Annotated in this window: 21 protein-coding genes; 9 read left to right on the top strand and 12 right to left on the bottom strand. The window is 33.4% G+C overall.

Annotation, left to right across the window (positions count from 1 at the left end):
* Nucleotides 1-15 precede the first annotated feature (15 nt).
* The gene (gene rnpA / locus AC4FRF_RS03785; RefSeq protein ID WP_491158124.1) at nt 16-396 is read right to left on the bottom strand and encodes a ribonuclease P protein component; all 381 of its coding nucleotides are present in this window, start codon (nt 394-396) and stop codon (nt 16-18) included.
* 124 nt (nt 397-520) lie between these two features.
* Here rnpA and AC4FRF_RS03780 point away from each other — a divergent pair, with 124 nt between their 5' ends.
* The 5 genes from AC4FRF_RS03780 (at nt 521) to dcm (ending at nt 4702) form a co-directional block, all read left to right on the top strand.
* Complete coding sequence (locus AC4FRF_RS03780) at nt 521-1255, top strand: lysophospholipid acyltransferase family protein (protein ID WP_491158123.1); 735 nt, start codon at nt 521-523, stop codon at nt 1253-1255.
* Nucleotides 1256-1265: 10 nt separating this feature from the next.
* The gene (locus AC4FRF_RS03775; protein ID WP_491158122.1) at nt 1266-2252 is read left to right on the top strand and encodes an acyl-ACP desaturase; all 987 of its coding nucleotides are present in this window, start codon (nt 1266-1268) and stop codon (nt 2250-2252) included.
* A 116-nt stretch (nt 2253-2368) separates the two neighbouring features.
* A complete protein-coding gene (locus tag AC4FRF_RS03770; RefSeq protein WP_491158121.1) occupies nt 2369-3022 on the top strand; it encodes an HD domain-containing protein in 654 nt (217 codons plus the stop codon).
* Between the two features lie 79 nt (nt 3023-3101).
* Complete coding sequence (locus AC4FRF_RS03765; protein ID WP_491158120.1) at nt 3102-3380, top strand: DUF6471 domain-containing protein; 279 nt, start codon at nt 3102-3104, stop codon at nt 3378-3380.
* Nucleotides 3377-4702: a DNA (cytosine-5-)-methyltransferase gene (gene dcm, locus AC4FRF_RS03760; RefSeq protein ID WP_491158119.1), complete on the top strand. Its 1326-nt coding sequence runs from the start codon at nt 3377-3379 to the stop codon at nt 4700-4702. Before AC4FRF_RS03765 ends, dcm begins: the two co-directional genes overlap by 4 nt.
* Here the strand turns inward: dcm and AC4FRF_RS03755 are convergent.
* Entirely contained in the window at nt 4683-5369 is a 687-nt protein-coding gene (locus AC4FRF_RS03755) for an NgoBV family restriction endonuclease (RefSeq protein WP_491158118.1), read from the bottom strand. The genes dcm and AC4FRF_RS03755 overlap by 20 nt on opposite strands.
* 335 nt (nt 5370-5704) lie before the next feature.
* On the opposite strand from AC4FRF_RS03755, the gene AC4FRF_RS03750 reads away from it, so the two are divergent.
* The 4 genes from AC4FRF_RS03750 to AC4FRF_RS03735 all read left to right on the top strand — a co-directional run bounded on the left by AC4FRF_RS03750 (nt 5705) and on the right by AC4FRF_RS03735 (nt 12082).
* The gene (locus AC4FRF_RS03750; RefSeq protein ID WP_491158117.1) at nt 5705-6130 is read left to right on the top strand and encodes a hypothetical protein; all 426 of its coding nucleotides are present in this window, start codon (nt 5705-5707) and stop codon (nt 6128-6130) included.
* 157 nt (nt 6131-6287) lie between these two features.
* The gene (locus tag AC4FRF_RS03745; RefSeq protein WP_491158116.1) at nt 6288-7370 is read left to right on the top strand and encodes an efflux RND transporter periplasmic adaptor subunit; all 1083 of its coding nucleotides are present in this window, start codon (nt 6288-6290) and stop codon (nt 7368-7370) included.
* A gap of 22 nt (nt 7371-7392) precedes the next feature.
* A complete protein-coding gene (locus AC4FRF_RS03740) occupies nt 7393-10638 on the top strand; it encodes an efflux RND transporter permease subunit (RefSeq protein ID WP_491158115.1) in 3246 nt (1081 codons plus the stop codon).
* A complete protein-coding gene (locus tag AC4FRF_RS03735; RefSeq protein WP_491158114.1) occupies nt 10631-12082 on the top strand; it encodes a TolC family protein in 1452 nt (483 codons plus the stop codon). Before AC4FRF_RS03740 ends, AC4FRF_RS03735 begins: the two co-directional genes overlap by 8 nt.
* A gap of 102 nt (nt 12083-12184) precedes the next feature.
* Here the strand turns inward: AC4FRF_RS03735 and AC4FRF_RS03730 are convergent, their stop codons facing one another.
* The 10 genes from AC4FRF_RS03730 to AC4FRF_RS03685 all read right to left on the bottom strand — a co-directional run bounded on the left by AC4FRF_RS03730 (nt 12185) and on the right by AC4FRF_RS03685 (nt 20663).
* Nucleotides 12185-12583, bottom strand: a complete 399-nt coding sequence (locus AC4FRF_RS03730; RefSeq protein WP_491158113.1) for a hypothetical protein — start codon at nt 12581-12583, stop codon at nt 12185-12187.
* Between the two features lie 17 nt (nt 12584-12600).
* Nucleotides 12601-13311, bottom strand: coding sequence for an endonuclease/exonuclease/phosphatase family protein (locus AC4FRF_RS03725; protein WP_491158112.1), 711 nt, complete (start codon nt 13309-13311; stop codon nt 12601-12603).
* 72 nt (nt 13312-13383) lie between these two features.
* A complete protein-coding gene (locus tag AC4FRF_RS03720; protein ID WP_491158111.1) occupies nt 13384-14166 on the bottom strand; it encodes an enoyl-CoA hydratase/isomerase family protein in 783 nt (260 codons plus the stop codon).
* Nucleotides 14167-14175: 9 nt separating this feature from the next.
* Complete coding sequence (locus AC4FRF_RS03715; RefSeq protein WP_491158294.1) at nt 14176-15591, bottom strand: ATP-binding protein; 1416 nt, start codon at nt 15589-15591, stop codon at nt 14176-14178.
* A 133-nt stretch (nt 15592-15724) separates the two neighbouring features.
* A complete protein-coding gene (locus AC4FRF_RS03710; protein ID WP_491158110.1) occupies nt 15725-16270 on the bottom strand; it encodes a CopD family protein in 546 nt (181 codons plus the stop codon).
* A complete protein-coding gene (locus tag AC4FRF_RS03705; RefSeq protein ID WP_491158109.1) occupies nt 16257-17612 on the bottom strand; it encodes an MATE family efflux transporter in 1356 nt (451 codons plus the stop codon). The genes AC4FRF_RS03710 and AC4FRF_RS03705 overlap by 14 nt, the downstream gene beginning before the upstream one ends.
* The gene (gene hemH / locus AC4FRF_RS03700) at nt 17613-18632 is read right to left on the bottom strand and encodes a ferrochelatase (RefSeq protein ID WP_491158108.1); all 1020 of its coding nucleotides are present in this window, start codon (nt 18630-18632) and stop codon (nt 17613-17615) included. It abuts the gene before it with no gap.
* 101 nt (nt 18633-18733) lie between these two features.
* Nucleotides 18734-19600 carry an AraC family transcriptional regulator gene (locus AC4FRF_RS03695; protein WP_491158107.1) on the bottom strand — a complete coding sequence of 289 codons (867 nt, stop codon included), beginning with the start codon at nt 19598-19600 and terminating at the stop codon, nt 18734-18736.
* A 138-nt stretch (nt 19601-19738) separates the two neighbouring features.
* The gene (locus AC4FRF_RS03690) at nt 19739-20278 is read right to left on the bottom strand and encodes a YceI family protein (protein ID WP_491158106.1); all 540 of its coding nucleotides are present in this window, start codon (nt 20276-20278) and stop codon (nt 19739-19741) included.
* A gap of 16 nt (nt 20279-20294) precedes the next feature.
* Complete coding sequence (locus AC4FRF_RS03685; protein WP_491158105.1) at nt 20295-20663, bottom strand: hypothetical protein; 369 nt, start codon at nt 20661-20663, stop codon at nt 20295-20297.
* Between the last annotated feature and the right edge of the window lie 173 nt (nt 20664-20836).

Genomic DNA, 20836 nt, shown 5'->3' with positions numbered 1-20836 from the left:
TATTTTGGATGGAAATTATCCCTGATTATTTATCTGAGCCACAAATTTCTCAAACAATTGAATGGTCTTCGTATTAATTTCTTCGTAAGTCAAACGTTCTTTGGTTTGATAAAAAAACATAAACGCATAAGGCTTATCTAAATTATCCAGAAGAATATGTTTATTAAGTCTATAGGTTTCTCGAAGAATACGCTTGAAACGATTTCTATCTACTGCTTTTTTGAAGTTTTTTTTAGAAACAGAAACTCCCATTTTAATTTTCTCATTTTCATTCAAAGAACCAGAATGATAAACCAAACGCAACGGATATTTGGAAACTGATTTTCCTTCGGAGAACAACAATCCAATACTAATTTTACTTTTAAGTTTTTCGTTTTTGGGATAGTTAAAGCTCATTTTATAGGGAAAATACATTATTTTAAGACCACAAAGGTACAATTTAACGTCAAACCTATTATTATTTAGGAATTAAATACGGCTAAAAAATTATTTACTACTTTTGCAGCTAATTTTTTTTAAAATGCAAAAACTTATTTCGTATCCTATATCGATTATTTATTATTTGTGTTTTGGACTTACTTTAGTCATTTTCCATCCTATCCAATGGATTTGTCTAAACATTTTTGGTTATGAGGCTCATAAAAAAAGTGTTGATTATTTGAACTTTTTTTTGCTAAAATGTACTAACTTAGTAGGAACAACATATAAATTTGAAAATAGAGCACTAATACCCGAGGGGGCTCCTTTGATTTTTGTTGCCAATCATCAAAGTATGTATGATATTGTTGCTATGATTTGGTATTTGCGCAAATTTCATTGTAAATTTGTAAGTAAGAAAGAATTAGGCAAAGGCATTCCAAGTGTTTCTTTCAATCTTAGACACGGTGGTGGAGCATTAATTGACCGAAAAGACCCTAAACAGGCCATCCCTGCAATAAAAAAATTATCCGAATACATTGAAACCAATAACCGTTCGGCAGTAATTTTTCCAGAAGGAACTCGAAGTAAAACAGGAAAACCTAAAGAATTTGCGCAAACAGGCTTAAAAATATTGTGTAAAAATGCACCTTCGGCATATATTGTTCCTATAAGTATCAATAATTCTTGGAAAATGGTAAAATATGGTTTTTTTCCAGTAGGTTTAGGAAATCATCTTACCTTTGTAGTTCATAATCCACTAAAAGTGAGTGATTATAATTTTCCTGAATTAATGGAGAAAACGGAAAATGCAGTAGTAAAAGGAATAAAATTTTAAAATATATAAAATGTCTATAAAAAACATTCGATTAGAAGTTATGCAGTTTTTGGAAAAAAACGTGACTGGCTATATGGATCAGTATTTGATTCCTGTGGAACAGATATGGCAGCCATCTGATTTTTTACCAAATTCTGAAGGAGATAATTTCTTAGAAGAAGTAAAGGAGTTACGCGAAATCTCAAAGGATTTACCTTATGATTTTTGGGTAGCAATGGTGGGTGATATGATTACCGAAGAAGCACTACCTACATACGAAAACTGGTTGATGGAAGTAGAAGGAGTTGATAATGAAGAAAGAAACGGTTGGTCTGCCTGGGTACGTCAATGGACAGGAGAAGAAAATCGTCATGGAGATTTATTAAACAAATATTTGTATTTATCAGGTCGTGTAAACATGCGCGAAATTGAAATGACTACGCAGCATCTTATTAATGACGGATTCGATATTGGTACCGGAAGAGATCCTTATAAAAACTTTGTTTACACTAGTTTTCAAGAGTTAGCCACTTATGTTTCGCACAATAGAGTTTCACAGTTAGCCAAAAGCTATGGCGACAAGAAATTGTCTAAAATGTGTAAAATGATTGCTGGAGATGAAATGCGTCACCATCATGCTTACAGCCATTTTGTAAGCGAAATTTTCAAAGTAGATCCTAGCGAAATGATGCTTGCTTTTCAATATATGATGAAGGCTAAAATTGTAATGCCTGCCCATTTTTTGAGAGAATCAGGAGCAAAAATTAGCTCTGCATTTGAATTATTTTCTGATTCAGCACAACGTATTGGTGTGTATACTGCCCAAGATTATGTTGAAATCATGCAAAAATTAATTGACAAATGGGAAATTGATAAAATTGTAGGACTTACTGACGAAGCCGAAAAAGCTCGTGATTATTTGATGAAATTACCTGCTAGAATGGCTAAGATTTCTGAAAGAATTGTAATCCCTAAAGAATCTCATATCTTTAAATGGGTAGAACCTGCGAGATTGTAGATTTTAGAAAACAGAATTCAGATTGATTTTTGTTAGAACTAATAAATAAACATTGAATAACTGATTTTTGAGGTTTAGACTTTAAAAATCAGTTTTTTTATAGCCAAATTTCAAATATGAACACGCCTGATTTAATAAACAATACTATCCTTTTTGTCAAACAACAATTAGAAAATGCCGAAGGTGGACACGATTGGTTTCACATAGAAAGAGTCTATAAAAATGCCCTTTTGATTGCAAAAGAAGAAAATTGCGATTTACAAATAATCCAATTAGGCGCTTTGCTTCATGACATTGCAGATAGTAAATTTCATGGAGGCGATGAATCCGTAGGCCCTAAAGTAGCTAGAACATTCTTAGAATCTCAAAATGTTGCAGAAGATATCATCAACCACATCATCAACATTATTGAAAACATTTCCTTTAAAGGAGGTAATTTTGAAAAAAGATTCAAATCAATTGAATTAGACATCGTTCAAGACGCCGATCGTTTAGATGCTATTGGAGCCATTGGAATTGCACGTGCATTCAATTATGGTGGTTTTAAAAATAGAGCACTCTACAATCCTGAAATTGCTCCAAATACTAATATGAGCATTGAAGAATATAAAAAAAGTCAAGCTCCTACTATTAATCATTTCTACGAAAAGCTATTATTGCTTAAAGACAAAATGAATACCAAATCGGCTAAAAAGATTGCTCTACAAAGACATCGTTATATGGAAAACTTCTTAGCACAATTTTATGCCGAATGGGAAGGCGAAAAATAGACAGTTGTATTTTTATTTTTGTTGTTATATTTGCATATATGATAATTTTTATTGATATTTGAAAATAATTTTATTTGTTATGTCAAACTGGGATAATAAAGCAAAACGGTTGTTAAAATCAGAATTAGTCAGACGTGGTGTGTCTAATTTAGATTTAGCGCTTATGCTAAATAAAATTGGCATAGAGGAAACCAAAGCAAGTATAGACAGTAAAATTAGTCGTGGTAGCTTTAGTGCTATATTTTTATTACAATGTTTATCCGTTATTGGCTGTCATAAAATTGAACTTGAGGATTACGAAAATCAGTTGCTGATGGTTGCAGAACCAAATGAATCTTATAAAAAAAGAGTAAAATGAAAAATACTGTAAAATTCATAGACCTTTTTGCAGGTCTTGGAGGCATTAGATTAGGTTTTGAACAGGCTTTTAAAAATGTTGGCATTGATACAGAATGTGTAATGACTTCGGAAATAAAACCATATGCAGTAAAAACATTGAAGCATAATTTTGAACAAGATTTTTTGGCAGGTGATATTTTTGAAATTCGCAATGAATTTATTCCAGATTTTGATTTTCTATTAGGTGGTTTTCCTTGTCAGCCTTTTAGTGCTAGTGGCAAACGCCAAGGTTTTCTGGACACAAGAGGTACTTTATTTTTTGAAATTGAAAGAATTATTAGAGATAAAAAACCTTATGGTTTTATCCTTGAAAATGTAGAGGGGTTAGTAAAACACGATTTAGAAAACAAGAATGAAGAAATAGGAAGAACATTAAAAACTATCTTACATACACTGGAAAAAGATTTGGACTATAAAGTGAGCTGGAAAGTTTTTGATAGTTTAGAGTTTGGCTTACCTCAATCAAGAAAAAGAATTTTTATAGTTGGTACAAAAGATCTTAAGATTAATTTGAACGGTGTTGAACCAAAATTTAATTCTTTAGAAAGTATTTTAGAAAAAGGATTACCTACATTACAATCAGAATTTACCAATAAACTATTGTCTCATTTTAAATTTGAAGATCTATACGGCAAATCAATAAAAGACAAACGAGGCGGTAAAAATAATATCCACAGCTGGGATATAGAAATAAAAGGCAGTGTAACTAGACAACAATCAGAAATTTTAAACCAATTGTTCAAACAAAGAAGAAAAAAACAATGGGCAGAAGAAATAGGCATTGATTGGATGGACGGAATGCCACTTACTTTGGAACAAATCAATACGTTTATTTATATACCAAAAGAGGATTTAAAATCTCTTTTAGATGATTTGACTAAAAAAGGATATTTAAAATTAGAACACCCAAAAAAATTAATTAAAATCCAAACATCAAACGGAATTGTAACATCCCGTGAATATGATGAAACGAAACCTAAAGGCTACAACATAGTAACTGGAAAATTAAGCTTTGAAATTAATAAAATACTTGACCCAAAAGATATTGCACCAACGCTTGTAGCAACTGATGTTTCAAGACTTGCTGTTCCTGATAAAAATGGTTTACGAAGATTAACTATTCGTGAAGGCTTACGGTTATTCGGTTATCCTGAATGGTACGAAATCCCTACAAAAGAATACGATGCCTTTGATTTGTTAGGCAATACAGTTGCAGTCCCTGTGGTAGAGTTTGTAGCTAGTAAATTAGCCGAAGTTTACATTAGCGAACCTGTAATTTAACACCCGTATGTTCTTCGTAATTTTTTAAAACATTTTTCAACCAATGTCCATTAGTATGCCTTGTTTGTGGATATTGATAACGGGTTTCATTAAGAGCTGAAAGAAATTCTTCTTTACAAGTAAATGGCTTAAATTTTGTTCTTTCAGAATACCAAGTAGAAGGTCTAATATTATAAATAACACTTTTCTTTTCTTGAACTTTGAGAGGATAAGTACCGCTTGGACACGCTAACTCCCAAATTTTTTTTATCCAAACATTTTTGATTGTAATTTCACTACCTTTCATTTGATAGGCAAAAATCAAATAATCAGAATCTATTCGATATGCAGAAGTTAATAAAGAATTACAGTAAGAATCAAAATTAGCCAAATCAAAGCCAGGCCCTCTGTCCCAATCAAAAGTTTTCACTTCAAGTAAGTCTATTTTCTTATCGTGTTTATCTAAATGAAAATCTGGAAAAACCTGAGAATTAGCATTTTCTTCAAATTCAACCTTTTCTTTTATCATCCATGCTTTCAACCATTCCTGTAATAAATTACCAACTGTATCTTTAGTTTCAACAGAAATAGTCAGATCTTTTAATGAAAAATTGATAACTCCCTTCTCTCCAATAATTTTATATTCGTGAACTAATTTATTATACAATTCTTGTCCAGTTAATTTCATTTGTTAGATTTTTCGTAAATATATTATTTTTTAGATACATTACTCATGTTTAATTGTCGTAATTCTAATAAAAGGACAAAATGAATACCAAATCGGCTAAAAAAATTGCTCTACAAAGACATCGCTATATAGAAAACTTCTTAGCACAATTTTATGCCGAATGGGAAGGCGAAAGATAGCAAGAGAGGTTTTTCTTGTGTTTTAACATAAACACTGGTTTTATCACAACAAAAAATGTTTTTTAACAGGTTTTTTAGTGGTTTCATCATTATTAACAAATATTTATTAACTAAAACTTGCTAGTATAAGTTACAAAATATAGATTTGCAGCATTAATGAGAAAAGCATTAAAACATATCATCCCTTTATGTCTATTGCTGTTAATTGGCAAGAATCCTGTATTTGCCACAACTTTAACAGCGTCTCATTCTACGACTACAATAGTTAGCATTACACCAAAGGAAAAAACAGGCAAAATAGGATTAGAACATTTGTTTTTAGAACAAACCAATGCTGACAATCCAGTTCTTGAAATCTATAAAAAAAGAGAACTAACCGTTGACAATGAAGAAGAAGATTCTGAATTCTTGGCATCCAAAAAGATGCTGGAGAAAACAAATTCTTATGTTTCTTTCTTCAAACCGCAACCTTCCAATTTTTCGTCTTATTACACAAACAACTCTTTAGCAATCAGCAAAGAGATTTTTCATTTACCTTCATACCATTCACTATACCTTATTTTTGAGGTTTTCCGAATTTGATTTTACTTCTTTAAGCAACTCTATGTTGCTCATTTACACTGTATTCTTAGCTGCTTTTTCTAAAGCAATAGGCAAATAGAGTGCATCGCTGTTGTTGTATATTTTTCCACAACTCAAATATTATCACAAACACCTTATCGTTAAAACACAAATTATCATGAAAAAGATCTCAATTTTAATTGGTCTTATAGCTGGGCTATGCACCATTGGTTGTAATTCACACAAAGAAGAAAAGAAGGAAGAGAGGACATTCCAAGTTACAAATCCAGTTGCTATGGACACCTCAATTGTTAAAGAATATGTATGCCAAATCCACTCCATTCGCCATATCGAGTTAAGAGCTATGGAAAAAGGATACCTTCAAAAAATAAGCGTTGACGAAGGACAAAAGGTTAGAAAAGGACAGGCAATGTTCCAAATTATGCCTAACATTTACCAAGCAGAATTACAAAAAGCAAAAGCAGAAGGTAATGCCGCTTCAATAGAATACCAAAACACAAAACTTCTGGCCGATAGCAAAGTAGTATCTCCTAATGAATTGGCTCTTTCTAAAGCAAAATTTGACAAAGCAAATGCTGAAATCAACCTTGCACAAACACATTTAGGCTTTACAAGTATCAAAGCTCCATTTGATGGTGTTATTGACCACTTAATGGCCAGAGAAGGAAGTATGTTAGATGAAGGCGAATTACTTACAACGTTATCAGACAACAGTAAAATGTGGGTATATTTCAACGTTCCTGAAGCTGAATACTTAAATTATGCTCTTAGTACGCATAATGGAAAAAAACAGCAAGTTGAATTACTTATGGCTAATAATCAAAAATTTAACCAAAAAGGAATTGTAGAAACCATTGAAGGGGAGTTTGACAATGAAACTGGAAACATTGCTTTTAGAGCAACTTTCCCTAATCCACAAGGAATTTTACGTCACGGTGAAACAGGTACTGTTTTAATGACAATCCCATTAAAACAAGCGCTTTTAATCCCTCAAAAAGCAACTTTTGAAGTATTAGACAAACGTTATGTATTTGTAATTGATAAAAACGGTGTAGTAAAACAAAGAGAAATTACAATTGGTGAATCATTAGAAAACCTATTTGTAATTAAAAAAGGCTTAGATACAAACGATCATATCTTATTGGATGGAATTCGATTGGTTAAAGACAAAGATAAAATTAAATACAATGTTGCAAATGCTCAAAATGTATTATCTCATCTAGATGTCTACGCTGAATAAAAACCCTTAAAATTTAAATAAAATGTTTAAAAAGTTTATTCAAAGACCGGTCTTAGCTATCGTTATTTCGGTCATTATTGTATTTACAGGGTTACTCGCCATCAATCAATTGCCTATTTCGCAATTCCCTGATATTGCACCAACTACTGTAAATATATTTATTGCCTATCCGGGATCTAGTTCGGATGTATTGGTAAAATCAACCTTAATTCCTATTGAAACAGCCATCAATGGTGTTCCTGGAATGCGTTATATAGCTTCTGATGCTACCAGTGCTGGGGAAGGAACCTTACGTATTATTTTTGAACCTGGAACCGACCCCAATGTAGCGGTAATCAGGGTTAAAACTAGGGTTGACCAAGTTATGCCTTTGCTACCTGAGTTAGTACAACGTGAAGGGGTAATCATTACTCCGGTACAACCTAGTATGTTGATGTATGTTAACTTATATGGTAAAAACAAAGGAATGGATGAAAAATTCCTTTATAACTATGCATATACCAAGATGATTCCTGAAATCCAACGTGTTAAAGGAATCGCCAGTGCTCAAATTCTGGGTAGCCGTAAATATGCGATGCGTATTTGGTTGAAACCAGACCGTATGCGTGCTTACAAAATTTCGGCAGACGAAGTAATGAAAGCCATGGAAGAACAAAGTATTCTTGCAAGACCAGGTCGAATTGGACAAAGTTCCGGTAAAAAATCACAAGCACTTGAATATGTATTAACCTACAGAGATAGATTTAGTGAACCTGACGAATACAAAAACGTAATTATTCGTGCCAATTCTGAAGGGGAGGCAATTAAACTGGGCGATGTTGCCGATGTGGAACTAGGTAGTGAATTTTACGACATCTACTCTAACTTAGATGGAAAACCATCTGCTTCAATTGTATTAAAACAAACTTTTGGAAGTAATGGTAGTGATGTAATCAAAGAAGTAAAATCAAAACTTAAAGAATTAGAAAAAGACCTTCCTCCTGGAATTGATTATAAAATTAGTTATGATGTTTCTAACTTCTTAGATGCTTCTATTGAACAAGTATTACATACCCTTAGAGATGCCTTTATATTAGTTGCCATTGTGGTATTCCTATTCTTAGGAGACTGGCGTTCAACTCTTATCCCTATTATTGCCGTTCCGGTTTCTTTGATTGGTTCGTTCTTTATTATGCAAATGTTTGGTTTATCTATTAATCTTATTACATTGTTTGCATTAGTATTAGCTATTGGTATTGTGGTCGATAATGCGATTGTAGTCGTCGAGGCTGTCCATGTGAAGATGCATGAAGAACACCTCACACCGTTTAAAGCTTCTCAAGAAGTATTAGGCGAAATTGGAGGAGCTATTATCGCAATTACACTGGTAATGGTTTCTGTATTTATTCCTATTTCGTTCATGACAGGACCTGTTGGAGTTTTCTACAGACAGTTCTCTATTACCATGGCGGGATCTATTATTATCTCTGCAATTGTAGCCTTGACATTGACTCCGGTTCTTTGTGCCATGTTGTTGAAAAACAACCACGGAGAAGGTAGAAAAAAATCACCTATTGACCGCTTTATTGACTGGTTTAACAGAGGTTTTGAAAGACTTACAGGACGCTATGTAAACATATTAAAATACATTGTTAACCGAAGAGTCATCACATTTGGAATATTATTAATATTCTGTTTTGGAACTTTTGTAACCAACAAAATCTTACCAGCTGGATTTATTCCAAGTGAGGATCAAGGAATGATTTATGCCATTATCCAAACTCCTCCAGGTGCAACATTAGAGCGTACCAATGACGTAGCTAAGAAATTACAAGCTATTTGTGAAGACGTAGATGGTGTGGCTTCCGTTTCCTCTCTTGCAGGTTATGAAATTATGACCGAAGGTCGTGGATCGAATGCAGGAACTTGTTTAATCAACTTAAAACCATGGGGGGAAAGAAGCAAAAACGTACATGAAATCATGGAAGAATTAGAAGAAAAATCCAAAGATTTAGGGGCTGTTATCGAATATTTCGAACCACCTGCAGTACCTGGATTTGGTTCTTCAGGAGGTTTCTCATTACGTTTATTAGATAAAACGAATGGAACAGATTACCAAGAATTCCAAAAAGTAAATAATGATTTCATTGCCGAATTAGAAAAACGCAAAGAATTAACAGGAGTATTTACTTTCTATTCTGCTAATTATCCGCAATACAAATTAAATATCGATAACAAAGCAGCCATGCAAAAAGGAGTTTCTATTGGTAATGCCATGGAAAACTTAAATATCCTCATTGGTAGTACATATGAGCAAGGTTTTATCAAATACGGACGATTCTTTAAAGTATATACTCAAGCTGCTCCAGAATACAGAAAATTACCAACCGACATTGAGCAATTGTATGTAAAAAATGATGCTGGCGAAATGGTTCCCTATTCTTCTTTTATGAAAATGGAAAAAACCTTAGGACCTAATGAGATTACAAGATACAACTTGTACAATTCGGCAGCAATCCGTGGATTACCAGCTAAAGGATATACTAGTGCCGATGCCATTAATGCTATTAAAGAAGTAGCCAAACTAAAATTACCTAGAGGCTACGACATTGCTTGGGAAGGATTATCCTATGACGAAGCAAACAGAGGAAATGATGCCTTATATGTATTTGGGGTAGTACTAATTTTCGTATACCTGGTATTAGCAGCACAATATGAAAGTTTCTTATTGCCTTTTGCAGTATTACTTTCCTTACCTGTTGGGGTATTTGGTTCCTTCGCTTTATTACAATTTATGGGACTTTCTAATGACGTTTATGCCCAAATTGGGGTTATCATGCTCGTTGGATTACTCGGTAAAAATGCCGTATTAATTGTAGAAGTCGCCGTTCAACAGCGTAGGCAGGGCGCCAGTATCATGGATGCTGCCATTGAAGGTGCTAAAATGCGTTTCCGACCTATTTTGATGACTTCTTTTGCCTTCATCGCTGGTCTTATTCCATTAGTAGTTGCTTCAGGAGCTGGTGCTATCGGTAATAGAACTATTGGTGGTTCTGCTATGGGTGGAATGTTAATAGGAACTCTTTTTGGAGTTATCATTATACCAGGACTTTACTATGTATTTGCTAAAATGGCCGATGGTCGTGGTATGATAAAAGACGAAACTTTTGAACCAGTATCTGAAGAGTTCATGAGAGCTAGTGAGAGCGAAAGCAAACTCAAATTAAGGCTAAAAGAAATGAACAAACAATTGAAAAAACTAATGAAAAGAGACGAAGAAAATGAATAAACCAATTTTCAAAATAATAAACATAAGGTCAGTGTTAACACTGACCTTATCCACCATAGTTTTGCAAAGCTGTGTGCCTACAAAAACTGTTCGTGATGAAAAAAAGGATTTACCGGATCAATTTCAAAATGTAGTTTCGAATGATACTACTAATTCTGCCCAAATGAAATGGAAGGAATTCTTTAACGATGCTAATCTAACAGCACTTATTGACTCAGCTCTGGTAAACAATCAAGAGTTGAATATCATGCTGCAACAAGTAGATATGGCTAAGAATGAAATTCAAGCCAGAAAAGGAGAATACTTACCATTTGTAGGTCTTCAAGCTGCTGCTGAAGTAGAAAAAGTAGGTCGTTATACCAGTCAAGGTGCTAACGATGCCAATACTGATATTAGACCAGGTGAAGAAATGCCAGAACCACTACAAAATTACAAAGTAGGTGCCTTTGCTACTTGGGAACTGGATGTTTGGAAAAAACTTCGCAATGCTAAAAAAGCATCTGTAATGGAATACCTTTCTTCTGTAGAAGGTAAAAACTTTATGGTAACGAGTTTAATTGCTGAAATTGCCGATTCTTATTATGAATTGCAAGCCTTAGACAATAAATTGGCTATTCTTACTCAAAATTTAGAATTGCAAAACAACGGTTTAAGAACCATTCGTTTACAAATGCAAGCAGCTAAAGCAACTGCTCTTGGTGTACAAAGATTAGAAGCTGAAGTGTTCAAAAACACTAGCGAATTGTACAATGTAAAACAAGATATTGTTGAAACTGAAAACAAATTGAATTTCTTAGTAGGTCGTTCTCCGCAACACATTAACCGAGATTCAGATCATTTTATTGATCAAAAAATAGATACTATGTATGTAGGTATTCCTTCTCAGCTCTTGACTAATCGTCCTGACATTAGACAAGCGGAATATGAATTGCAAGCAGCCAAGCTGGATACAAAGGTTGCCAAAGCAAATTTTTATCCGTCTTTTACGTTAAGAGCTGGTGTTGGATTAGAATCGTTCAAGACCAAGTACCTTACCTCTACTCCTGAATCATTATTGTACGGTTTAGCCGGTGATATGGTAGCGCCTTTAATTAACAGAAATGCCATTAAAGCTACGTATTACAATGCTAACGACAAGCAATTACAAGCGGTCTATGATTATGAAAAAACGGTTTTAAATGCTCATATCGAAGTATTAAATGGTTTGTCAAAAATTGAAAACCTAAAGAAAAGCTACGAGCAAAAAGAACATCAGGTGGAAGCTTTGACCAATTCTATTGAAATCACCAATAAACTTTTTAGTGCGGCCAGAGCCGATTATATGGAAGTTTTACTAACCCAACGTGATGCTTTGGAATCAAAACTACAATTGGTGGAAACCAAACAAGAGCAATTATCCGCTAAGGTAAATATGTACAAATCATTAGGTGGAGGATGGAACTAATTCCTTTAGGTTAAAGTTTGATAGTCTTTAGCCCTACTTAATGGTGCAGCAAAGCCACTTCAATTGAAGTGGCTTTGCCATTTTATGCTATTAGGTATTTGCTTAAATACCTTTCTCTTTCATCTCCAAAATCACATCCGAAGCACTTTTAAAAGTAGGTACTTGTTCAATAATTGACCCTACTCTTTTCTTATTGAGTTTAAAAGTAACATCATTTTCGGTGGTGAATAATAATGCCGTTAAAAACGGATTATTCATGTAAGGAAATAAAATAGCGTAAGTATCTTCTAAGCTGTGAAAACTTTCCGTTTCTTCGGTTTTATATCGCGCTATCACCGACATTTTCATTACATCGTTTTCTAACAAAACAGGGCGTACATAAATATTTTTTAATTCAGTATCTCCAATGGTTTTTGCCAGCGTTAATTTGGCAAAAGTTTTATCGGCAATACTTTGTTTTACTCTCTCCCAAAAAAGAGCAAATAGAGGCTCGTATGACATTTTATTTTTATTATTATTTAATTCTGAAACTCGCAAATCATAGGTAGATGATCGCTTAATTCTAACCACTGTTCTACATTTCCTACGCTAATACTTTTCAATTTTGTTGAAAAACTTTTAGACCCAAAAATATAATCAATATGATAAGACTTTTCTATTTTTCTTTGAAGAAAAAAAGTTGGTCTGCTTTCTTTTCCTTGTTCTTCATCATAAAATTTATGATAAAAACTTTCAACTTCTATTTCTTTAAGCCCATTTACAACATCCGAATGATTCCACCATCTGTCCCATTTATCCCAAATTTGATTACTATTAAAATCCCCAAGAATCAAACAATTACTCAATTTGTCTTTATTTAATTGCAAATATTTCCACAATTGACCAATATAGCCAAATGTTGGAGAATTATTGTAATGAGTCCAAACTGCCAATAAATCAAATTTATTATTTACTGTGCAAGGTAAAAAGTATTTGACTTTGTGATCTTTGAAATTATCAGACCAATCTAATCTTTTTAATTCTATGTCCTTTTTTGCAAAAATCCCAATTCCTTTATTTTTATTGTCTCCAAACCATAAATAGTTTCCAGACCATTCTTTGTACTCACCATGATTTATTTCAGAAGGATTTTCACATTCTTGAATCACATAAATATCAGCATCAAAATTATCTAAATACCGAAATTTTTTCCTCAAGGCACCATTACAATTCCACGTTACAATTTTCAAATTGATAATTTTAATTATTTAATACTGTAAACTGCTCCCGTGGCTTCGGGACTGAACACTGAACACTAAAAACTACTCTCCTGTAAAAACCGCTTTCCTCTTTTCTAAAAAAGCTTTGGTTCCTTCTTTAAAATCAACGGTACCAAAACATTTTCCAAAGGATTTTATTTCAGTTTCAAAACCATTTTCACCTTCTTTATGACTCGCATTGATTGCATTAATAGCCATGCTAATAGCCGCAGGCGAATTTTTAATGATGTTTCCTGCTATTTCTCTACAATAAGACAACAAATCCTCTTGCGAAACCACATGATTCACCAAACCAGTTCTATAAGCTTCATCAGCAGAAACCATTCCTGCCGAAAGAATCATTTCCATAGCACGACCTTTGCCTATAAGATGTGGCAAACGCTGTGTTCCTCCATAACCTGGAATAACACCCAATGAAACCTCCGGAAGTCCCATTTTAGCATTATCAGAAGCAACACGAATATGACAGGCCATAGCTAATTCTAATCCACCACCCAGTGCAAAACCATTGATCGCTGCTATAACAGGAAGTCTCAAATTTTCGACAAAATTAAATAAGGTTACCTGTCCTTGAGCCGATAATTGTATGCCTTCTTCCACCGAAAAATCAGCAAATTCAGCAATATCTGCACCAGCCACAAAAGCTTTAGAACCACTACCGGTTAAAATAATAGCTCGTGTATCTTGATTTTGCTCTAATTCCTCAAAAGCATGATGCAATTCTTGAATCGTAATTCGGTTTAAAGCATTTAATTTTTCAGGACGATTGATTGTAATAGTTGCAATAGAATTCTCTTTTGCAATCAAAATATTTTTGTAGCTCATGATTTTGATTTAAGAGTTAATAATTGGCAAAGAAACTGTAAAACGGGTTCCTTTTCCGTATTCGGTGTCAAAGTTAATGCTGCCTTTATAATTTTCGATGATGTTCTTAATAATCCCTAATCCCAATCCCATTCCACTACTTTTTGTAGTAAACTTTGGTTCAAAAATACGAGTAATATCGGCTGTTTTAATCCCAATTCCATTATCCTCAACAACAATTAATACATTATTAGCTTCTTTTTTAACCGAAACAGATACGGTTTTATCCTCTTGTTGCTCAGGAATAGATTGAATGGCATTTTTTACTAAGTTAGTAATAATTCGAATTAATTGGGTACGATCAATCTTAGAAATTATCTCTGGCGCATCACTTTCAAAAACAATATGGTCTTCATTGAAAATATCCAAGGCTAATTCGACAACCTCAACCACATTTAAAGTTTCATTTTGCTGAGCAGGCATCGAAGCAAAATTAGAAAATGCGGATGCTACCGAATTCATTGTATCAATTTGTTGAATCAAAGTTTCCGAGTAATCATGCATTTTTTGCTTTATTTCTGGATCTTCAGGATTAAATCGGCGTTGAAAACTCTGTACCGTCAATCGCATTGGTGTAAGCGGATTTTTAATTTCATGCGCCACTTGTTTGGCCATTTCGCGCCAAGCTTCCTCTCTTTCGCTTTGTGCTAATTTAATAGCACTTTTTTCCAATTCATCCACCATTTGGTTGTAACCACTAATCAATAAATTAATTTCTTTACTACTGGCTGAAAGTAAAATCTTTTCGTTTTTTTGATTCAAACGGGTTTCATTCAACTTATCTGAAATGGTTTTCAATGACTTCGTAATGTATGCAGAGAGAAAATAAGCTAAAGCAAAAGCCACAATCAACATAAAAGAATACACCTGTCCCAAACGAATGAGAAAACTATGTAACTCTTTTTCATAAAAACCATCATCTTCTAAATAAGGCAAATTTAAAACACCCAAAGGCTTGAATTTATCGTCTTTAATTTGGGTAAAGGAGGAACGATTTTTAATTCCGTTAATGGTTTTTATGTCCACGTACCTTTTTTCAATGGAAGAACGAACGAGTTTCAAAATGTATTTAGGAATAGGTGGTGCTACTTTATCTACCGAAAAAGATTCCTTTGACGATTTCAATAGTTTCCCTTCCAGGTCATAAATATTGATTTCGATATTATGAATATGCGCTAATTCGTGGATTTTATCCTTGAAAATAAAATTTAAATTCTCCGTCGTTAACGGATAAGTAGTAGTAGAAAGCACATAATTAATGTGTTCCCTAACCGCATTTTCTTTGCGCTCTAAACGTTCTTGGTGGTATTCTTTAGCTTCGTTTTTAAACTGAATAATCGAAATAGATGCTAATAAAACTGAAGCAACAATTATCACTACGATCATCGAAAGAAAGATTCGAACTCGTAACGAAAGCATTGACATTTTAAAGTTTTTCAGCATATTTTAGTGGTTAGTGAATCGTAATTAGTAATTAGTCTAGCTATAAAGCCAATAACTAATTACCAGTTACTGATTACTATTTTTCTCGAATTCTTTTATAAAATTTAAAGCCTAACATAATCAAAACCGAAAACAACACAATTCCGATTACGCCAAAAATCCAATTGAAAGCATTTTTTAAAACAACTAAAAACACAACCGCAAAAAGAATAATGGTAGCACCTTCATTCCACAAACGCATAAAATTAGTGGTGTATTTTACCTCATTATTTTGCAATTGTTTGAAAATTTGATGGCATTTTAAATGATACAAATACAGCACAAAAACAAAGCCAAGTTTTACATGCATCCAAGGCATATGCAACCAGGCATTTCCCGTAGGTGTGAATAATAGCATCCAAAAAGCAAAAATACTAGCTAAAATTGCCGATGGCCAAGTGATAATATACCACAAGCGATAACTCATGATTTTAAATTGGGCTTGCAAAATTTCCTTTTCTGGCGAAGCTTTATCGGCAGCTTCAATTTGGTACACAAACAAGCGTACAATATAAAACAAACCGGCAAACCAAGTAATTACAAAAATTAAATGCAGTGATTTTAAGTAGTTATAATATTCCATCCGTAGTTTGAATCAATTTGGTGTTCATTTCTTGTTTTAGAAAATAGGCTGTTAATAGCGTCGAACAAACGTCCGCAATTGGGAATGCAACCCAGACTCCAAAAATACCGAAAAAATTTGGTAGAATGATAACCAATGGAATTAAGAAAAATCCTTGCTTGCTTAATGTAAGCAACAATGCCTTTCTAGCTTTTCCTGCCGCCTGAAAATAGGCCGCTCCAATGAGCTGAATAGCAATAACTGGTGATGCCGCAAAAACCCAACGCAAAGCAACAATAGTATCGGTATTTACCTGTGTATCATGAGTAAAAACAGCAACAATCTCAGAAGCATAAAACAGAATAAAAAGATAAATAATAGTAGCTAATAAGGCTGCATATTTAATAGAAACTACAATAGTTTCATTAACTCGGTTGTAATTGTTGGCACCATAATTATAACCCGCAATAGGAATAAATCCTTGGGTAATTCCTAAAATAGGAAACAAAGCAAACATCAACATTCTACTCACAATTCCATAAACGGCAATAGCATGTTCACCTCCATAAGAATATAAAATATGATTAACAATAATGGCTAAAAGACTCACTACACTTTGTCTAGCAAAGGTTACAAAACTTAGTCCTGTAATTTCTTTTACTATGGGCAATTGGAATTTAAAATGGTGTTTTTTAAGTCGCAATTCACTTCTAAAAAGAAAAAACCATAACACAAACAAAAAGCACATAATATACGAAATGGTAGTTGCCATTGCCGCACCAAACATTCCTAAATTCAATAATTTTATAAAAACAATATCTAGTGAAATGTTTACAAATGCTGGAATAATCATAGCTACCATGGCAAACTTTGCTTTACCTTCGGCACGAATGATATTATTTCCCATCATGCATAAAGCCAAAAAGGGAACAGAAAAAATTAGTGGAGAAAAAAAATCGGCAGCCATTTTCATTATGGAACCCTTGGCCCCAAAAAGCAACAAAATTTGTGTTTTAAAAAACACACAAACGAGCACAAAAAATAAGGATAACAACAAGGTCATCATGATTTGATTTCCAAAAACCAACTCTGCTTTTTCCTTATTTTTTGCACCCAAAGCTCGAGAAAGTACTGAACCTCCTCCTACTCCAATGGCCATTCCTAAGGACGAAATCAAAAAAGTGATGGGCAATACAACAGTGATGGCAGCAATTGCCAATGAACCGATCCATTGCCCAACAAATATAGTATCTATTAAAATGTTTAGCGAAAGAAACAAGATTCCAACAGAAGCTGGTACTGCCTGTTTAACCAAGAGTTTTTTTATACTTTGAGAACCTAATTCTTCTGCTGATATGGCCATTTATGCAATCTTTGCCCAATCATTAATCCAATTGCTTACGGTTTTACACCAATCGTCGCTGTCGTTCAAACAAGGTACAGCAAAAAATGCTTCACCACCATGTTCTTTGAATTCTTTATTGGCTTCCATAGCAATTTCTTCTAATGTTTCTAGACAATCAGCCACAAAAGCTGGAGTCACTACGGCAAGTTTTTTAATTCCTTTTTCAGGCATTTTATTAACCTCAACATCTGTATATGGTTCTAACCATTTGTCTCCTGCTAGTCTGGATTGAAAAGTTTGACTGTATTTTTCTTTTGGAATTCCAAGCGCTTCTGTAACTAATCTCGTTGTTTCATAACATTGGTGACGATAGCAAAACTCATGTGCTGGCGATGGTGTATTACAACAAGATCCATCAATTTTACAATGTGATTTAGTAACATCTGTTTTACGAATGTGACGCTCCGGCAAACCATGGTAAGAAAACAACAAATGATCGTATTCAAAATCAGCTAAATGTTTTTGGATAGATTCCGAAAGGTTTTTTATGTAATCCGGTTTATTGTAAAAAGCAGGAACCGAAGAAAACTTCATATTTGGAAAATGCGCTTTACGCACTTCTTCGGCTTTTTCTAAAACAGTAACTGTAGATGACATGGCATGGTGCGGATACAAAGGAAAAAGCAAGACTTCAGTAACTCCTTTATCGGCTAATTCTTTTAATCCCGAATAAATATCCGGATTCCCATAACGCATAGACAATGCCATCGGGATTGAAACCTGTGGTTTTACTTTTTCAAACATTCTTTTAGAAAGCACAATTAAAGGCGAACCTTCATCCCACCAAACTTTTGCGTAAGCAGCAGCCGATTTTTCAGGTCTTTTTCTTAAAATTATTCCGCGAACTAGTAAAGCTCTTAGTAAAAATGGAACATCGATTACGTATTTATCCATCAAAAATTCGTCTAAATACGGTTTTACATCTTTGGGAGTTGGGCTTTCAGGCGAACCTAAATTGATCAATAATGTACCTTTCATCTTATTGTTTTTGTTGTCGCAAAAGTAATCTAAGCTGCGATTGTATAATTACAATTAACTATTTTTTATTTATTGTTTAATTTAAAAAATCAATACCCTAATTATGAATTGGGATTAATTGACATTAAATATTTTTTTGGTGTAGTTCCAAATTTTTTCTTGAAAGCAGCAATAAAATGACTTCCGGTGCTGTATCCTATTTTCAAACCTACTTCGTTTACATTATAGGAACCACTGTCGAGTAATTTTCGAGCAAAATCCATTTTGTAATCAAAAAGAAAACCATAAACCGTATCGCCATAAATTTGCTTGAAACCCATTTTAAGTTTTTTCAAATTCAAACCTACCTGATCGGATAATTCCTGTAATCCTGGCGGTTCTGCCATATTAGCAATAATAATTTCTTTGGCTTTCTTTAGTTTTAGAACATTTTCTTCGTCTACTAAAAACGGACATTGTTCGGCATTAGGATCTTCGTTTCTATTAAAAAACAAGCTCAATAATTCGTATCCTTTTCCTTTGTAATACAGATTTTTAATAGATGGATTTAGGTTGTAATGAAACATTTGATTCAAAACAATAGCCATCGACGGACTAATATCGCTTTCGTTATAATATTTTTTCTCCTGATTTTCTTTGCTTAAAAAAGGAATATGCTCTGCGTCATTGGTAAACAAACCATGAAACTTTCTGATGGAAACAAATATAGAAATCAGCCAAGTTTTAGGGGCAATTTCTACGTTTAATGGCAACTCTTTTTCGGTATTGTAAAACAATAAGGCTTTTTCTTCTTTTAGATTGAGTACATAATTCCCTTGATTAAAAATGTAGTTGGCGCTGCCTTTTAAACCAAAATGAAATTGTATCAAACCCAGCTGTACGGGACGTTGAAAGGTTAAAACCTCATCGGTATTATTTTGAAAACGAATTAAAATAAAATCATCGTCAATTTTTATTTCTTCCTCCATTTTTATTGATTTACTTAATTCAACTTAGTAGTGCCGTTTTTAATTAAACGTTACATTTGGTCTTTCAAAATTAAATCTTTTTGATGGTTTATTGTTTACTTCCTTCTAAATTTATAAAATCTTTATTGTTTTAATCCATTATTGCAAGACTGCATTGAGTTGAATATTAATTGTATTGGACAGCTTATTTTTAACTACTGCAGGAATAGAAATATCAAAATCACTAGCATTTACTGAAAAATTAGAAACTAAAATTATTCCTGAAGATGTTTGACTCATTTTTAATACGGTTTTCACATTTACCGCTTTGCCATGCAGTTCCAGTTTTCCATTCACCACAAAATCCTTAGGAGTTGGGGTTAAACTATTGGCATCAAAATTTTCTATTTTCCCTTTAAAAAGTGCTTTAGGATAGCGATCGCTTTCTATATAATTTTCATTAAAATGTTCTTCCATCAAAGCTACTTTAAATCGGAATGCTTTCATTAAAGCCAAACTGGCAATTTCACCTGTATTAGGATTTAAAACTACCGTAACGCTTTTATTGGTTGCTTTTACTTCTTCAAAAGAAGGCACCGAAGCTTCAAAACTAATCACCGCCGATTTACAAATCATTTTTTGTTGTGCTACGGTCATATTGACCACACATAACAGAGCAAAAATTATTATTTTTTTCATGCTTTCTCTATTTAATTTATTCTTCTAATAAACCATCTTGTTGCCATTTGGTCACAATATCAATGGTTTTTTGAGGCAATCTAGGTCCTCCCTGAGGCATTAACAAACTGTTGCCATTGTTTAATGAAATTCGATTTAACAATCCTCGGTTTTGAATAGCTTCTTTTACTTGGTTATAAGTAACTAAAGACATAGGCGCACCATTTCTAGGCGTTGCAGCGTGACAAGAAATACAATTATTATCAATAATAGATTTCACATTTTGCTTATAAGTTACCACAGCATCAATGGGAGTATTATCCATTAAAGTATCTGGATTGTCATTAGAACACGACAATAATAAACTGGCTATGGCCAACAAAGGAAAAAGGTTTTTGGTTTTCATAATAATTGGTTTTTAAAGATTAAAACACAGATTCTAATAGACCTTACAATCATAATAGCAATCCAACACTATCACTTACGAGGAAAAGTGCATTGCAGTTTTAAGGAAACATTTTTTTTTCTAAACAAAACCAAGCTTCCTCTTTTAGCGTACATAGCAATACACCACTAAAA

The sequence above is a fragment of the Flavobacterium sp. ST-158 genome (genome assembly GCF_058309975.1).
This window is presented reverse-complemented; position numbering and strand designations above follow the sequence as displayed.

Excerpts from the sequence above, each read along its gene's own strand:
- AC4FRF_RS03780 (WP_491158123.1), top strand. The coding sequence starts at position 521 with ATGCAAAAACTTATTTCGTATCCTATATCGATTATTTATTATTTGTGT.
- AC4FRF_RS03690 (WP_491158106.1), bottom strand. The coding sequence starts at position 20,278 with ATGAAAAAAATAATAATTTTTGCTCTGTTATGTGTGGTCAATATGACC.
- AC4FRF_RS03750 (WP_491158117.1), top strand. The coding sequence starts at position 5,705 with ATGAGAAAAGCATTAAAACATATCATCCCTTTATGTCTATTGCTGTTA.
- AC4FRF_RS03775 (WP_491158122.1), top strand. The coding sequence starts at position 1,266 with ATGTCTATAAAAAACATTCGATTAGAAGTTATGCAGTTTTTGGAAAAA.
- AC4FRF_RS03720 (WP_491158111.1), bottom strand. The coding sequence starts at position 14,166 with ATGAGCTACAAAAATATTTTGATTGCAAAAGAGAATTCTATTGCAACT.
- AC4FRF_RS03685 (WP_491158105.1), bottom strand. The coding sequence starts at position 20,663 with ATGAAAACCAAAAACCTTTTTCCTTTGTTGGCCATAGCCAGTTTATTA.
- AC4FRF_RS03715 (WP_491158294.1), bottom strand. The coding sequence starts at position 15,591 with ATGATCGTAGTGATAATTGTTGCTTCAGTTTTATTAGCATCTATTTCG.
- AC4FRF_RS03710 (WP_491158110.1), bottom strand. The coding sequence starts at position 16,270 with ATGGAATATTATAACTACTTAAAATCACTGCATTTAATTTTTGTAATT.
- AC4FRF_RS03730 (WP_491158113.1), bottom strand. The coding sequence starts at position 12,583 with ATGTCATACGAGCCTCTATTTGCTCTTTTTTGGGAGAGAGTAAAACAA.
- hemH (WP_491158108.1), bottom strand. The coding sequence starts at position 18,632 with ATGAAAGGTACATTATTGATCAATTTAGGTTCGCCTGAAAGCCCAACT.
- AC4FRF_RS03745 (WP_491158116.1), top strand. The coding sequence starts at position 6,288 with ATGAAAAAGATCTCAATTTTAATTGGTCTTATAGCTGGGCTATGCACC.
- AC4FRF_RS03740 (WP_491158115.1), top strand. The coding sequence starts at position 7,393 with ATGTTTAAAAAGTTTATTCAAAGACCGGTCTTAGCTATCGTTATTTCG.
- AC4FRF_RS03695 (WP_491158107.1), bottom strand. The coding sequence starts at position 19,600 with ATGGAGGAAGAAATAAAAATTGACGATGATTTTATTTTAATTCGTTTT.
- dcm (WP_491158119.1), top strand. The coding sequence starts at position 3,377 with ATGAAAAATACTGTAAAATTCATAGACCTTTTTGCAGGTCTTGGAGGC.
- rnpA (WP_491158124.1), bottom strand. The coding sequence starts at position 396 with ATGAGCTTTAACTATCCCAAAAACGAAAAACTTAAAAGTAAAATTAGT.
- AC4FRF_RS03770 (WP_491158121.1), top strand. The coding sequence starts at position 2,369 with ATGAACACGCCTGATTTAATAAACAATACTATCCTTTTTGTCAAACAA.
- AC4FRF_RS03705 (WP_491158109.1), bottom strand. The coding sequence starts at position 17,612 with ATGGCCATATCAGCAGAAGAATTAGGTTCTCAAAGTATAAAAAAACTC.
- AC4FRF_RS03755 (WP_491158118.1), bottom strand. The coding sequence starts at position 5,369 with ATGAAATTAACTGGACAAGAATTGTATAATAAATTAGTTCACGAATAT.
- AC4FRF_RS03735 (WP_491158114.1), top strand. The coding sequence starts at position 10,631 with ATGAATAAACCAATTTTCAAAATAATAAACATAAGGTCAGTGTTAACA.
- AC4FRF_RS03765 (WP_491158120.1), top strand. The coding sequence starts at position 3,102 with ATGTCAAACTGGGATAATAAAGCAAAACGGTTGTTAAAATCAGAATTA.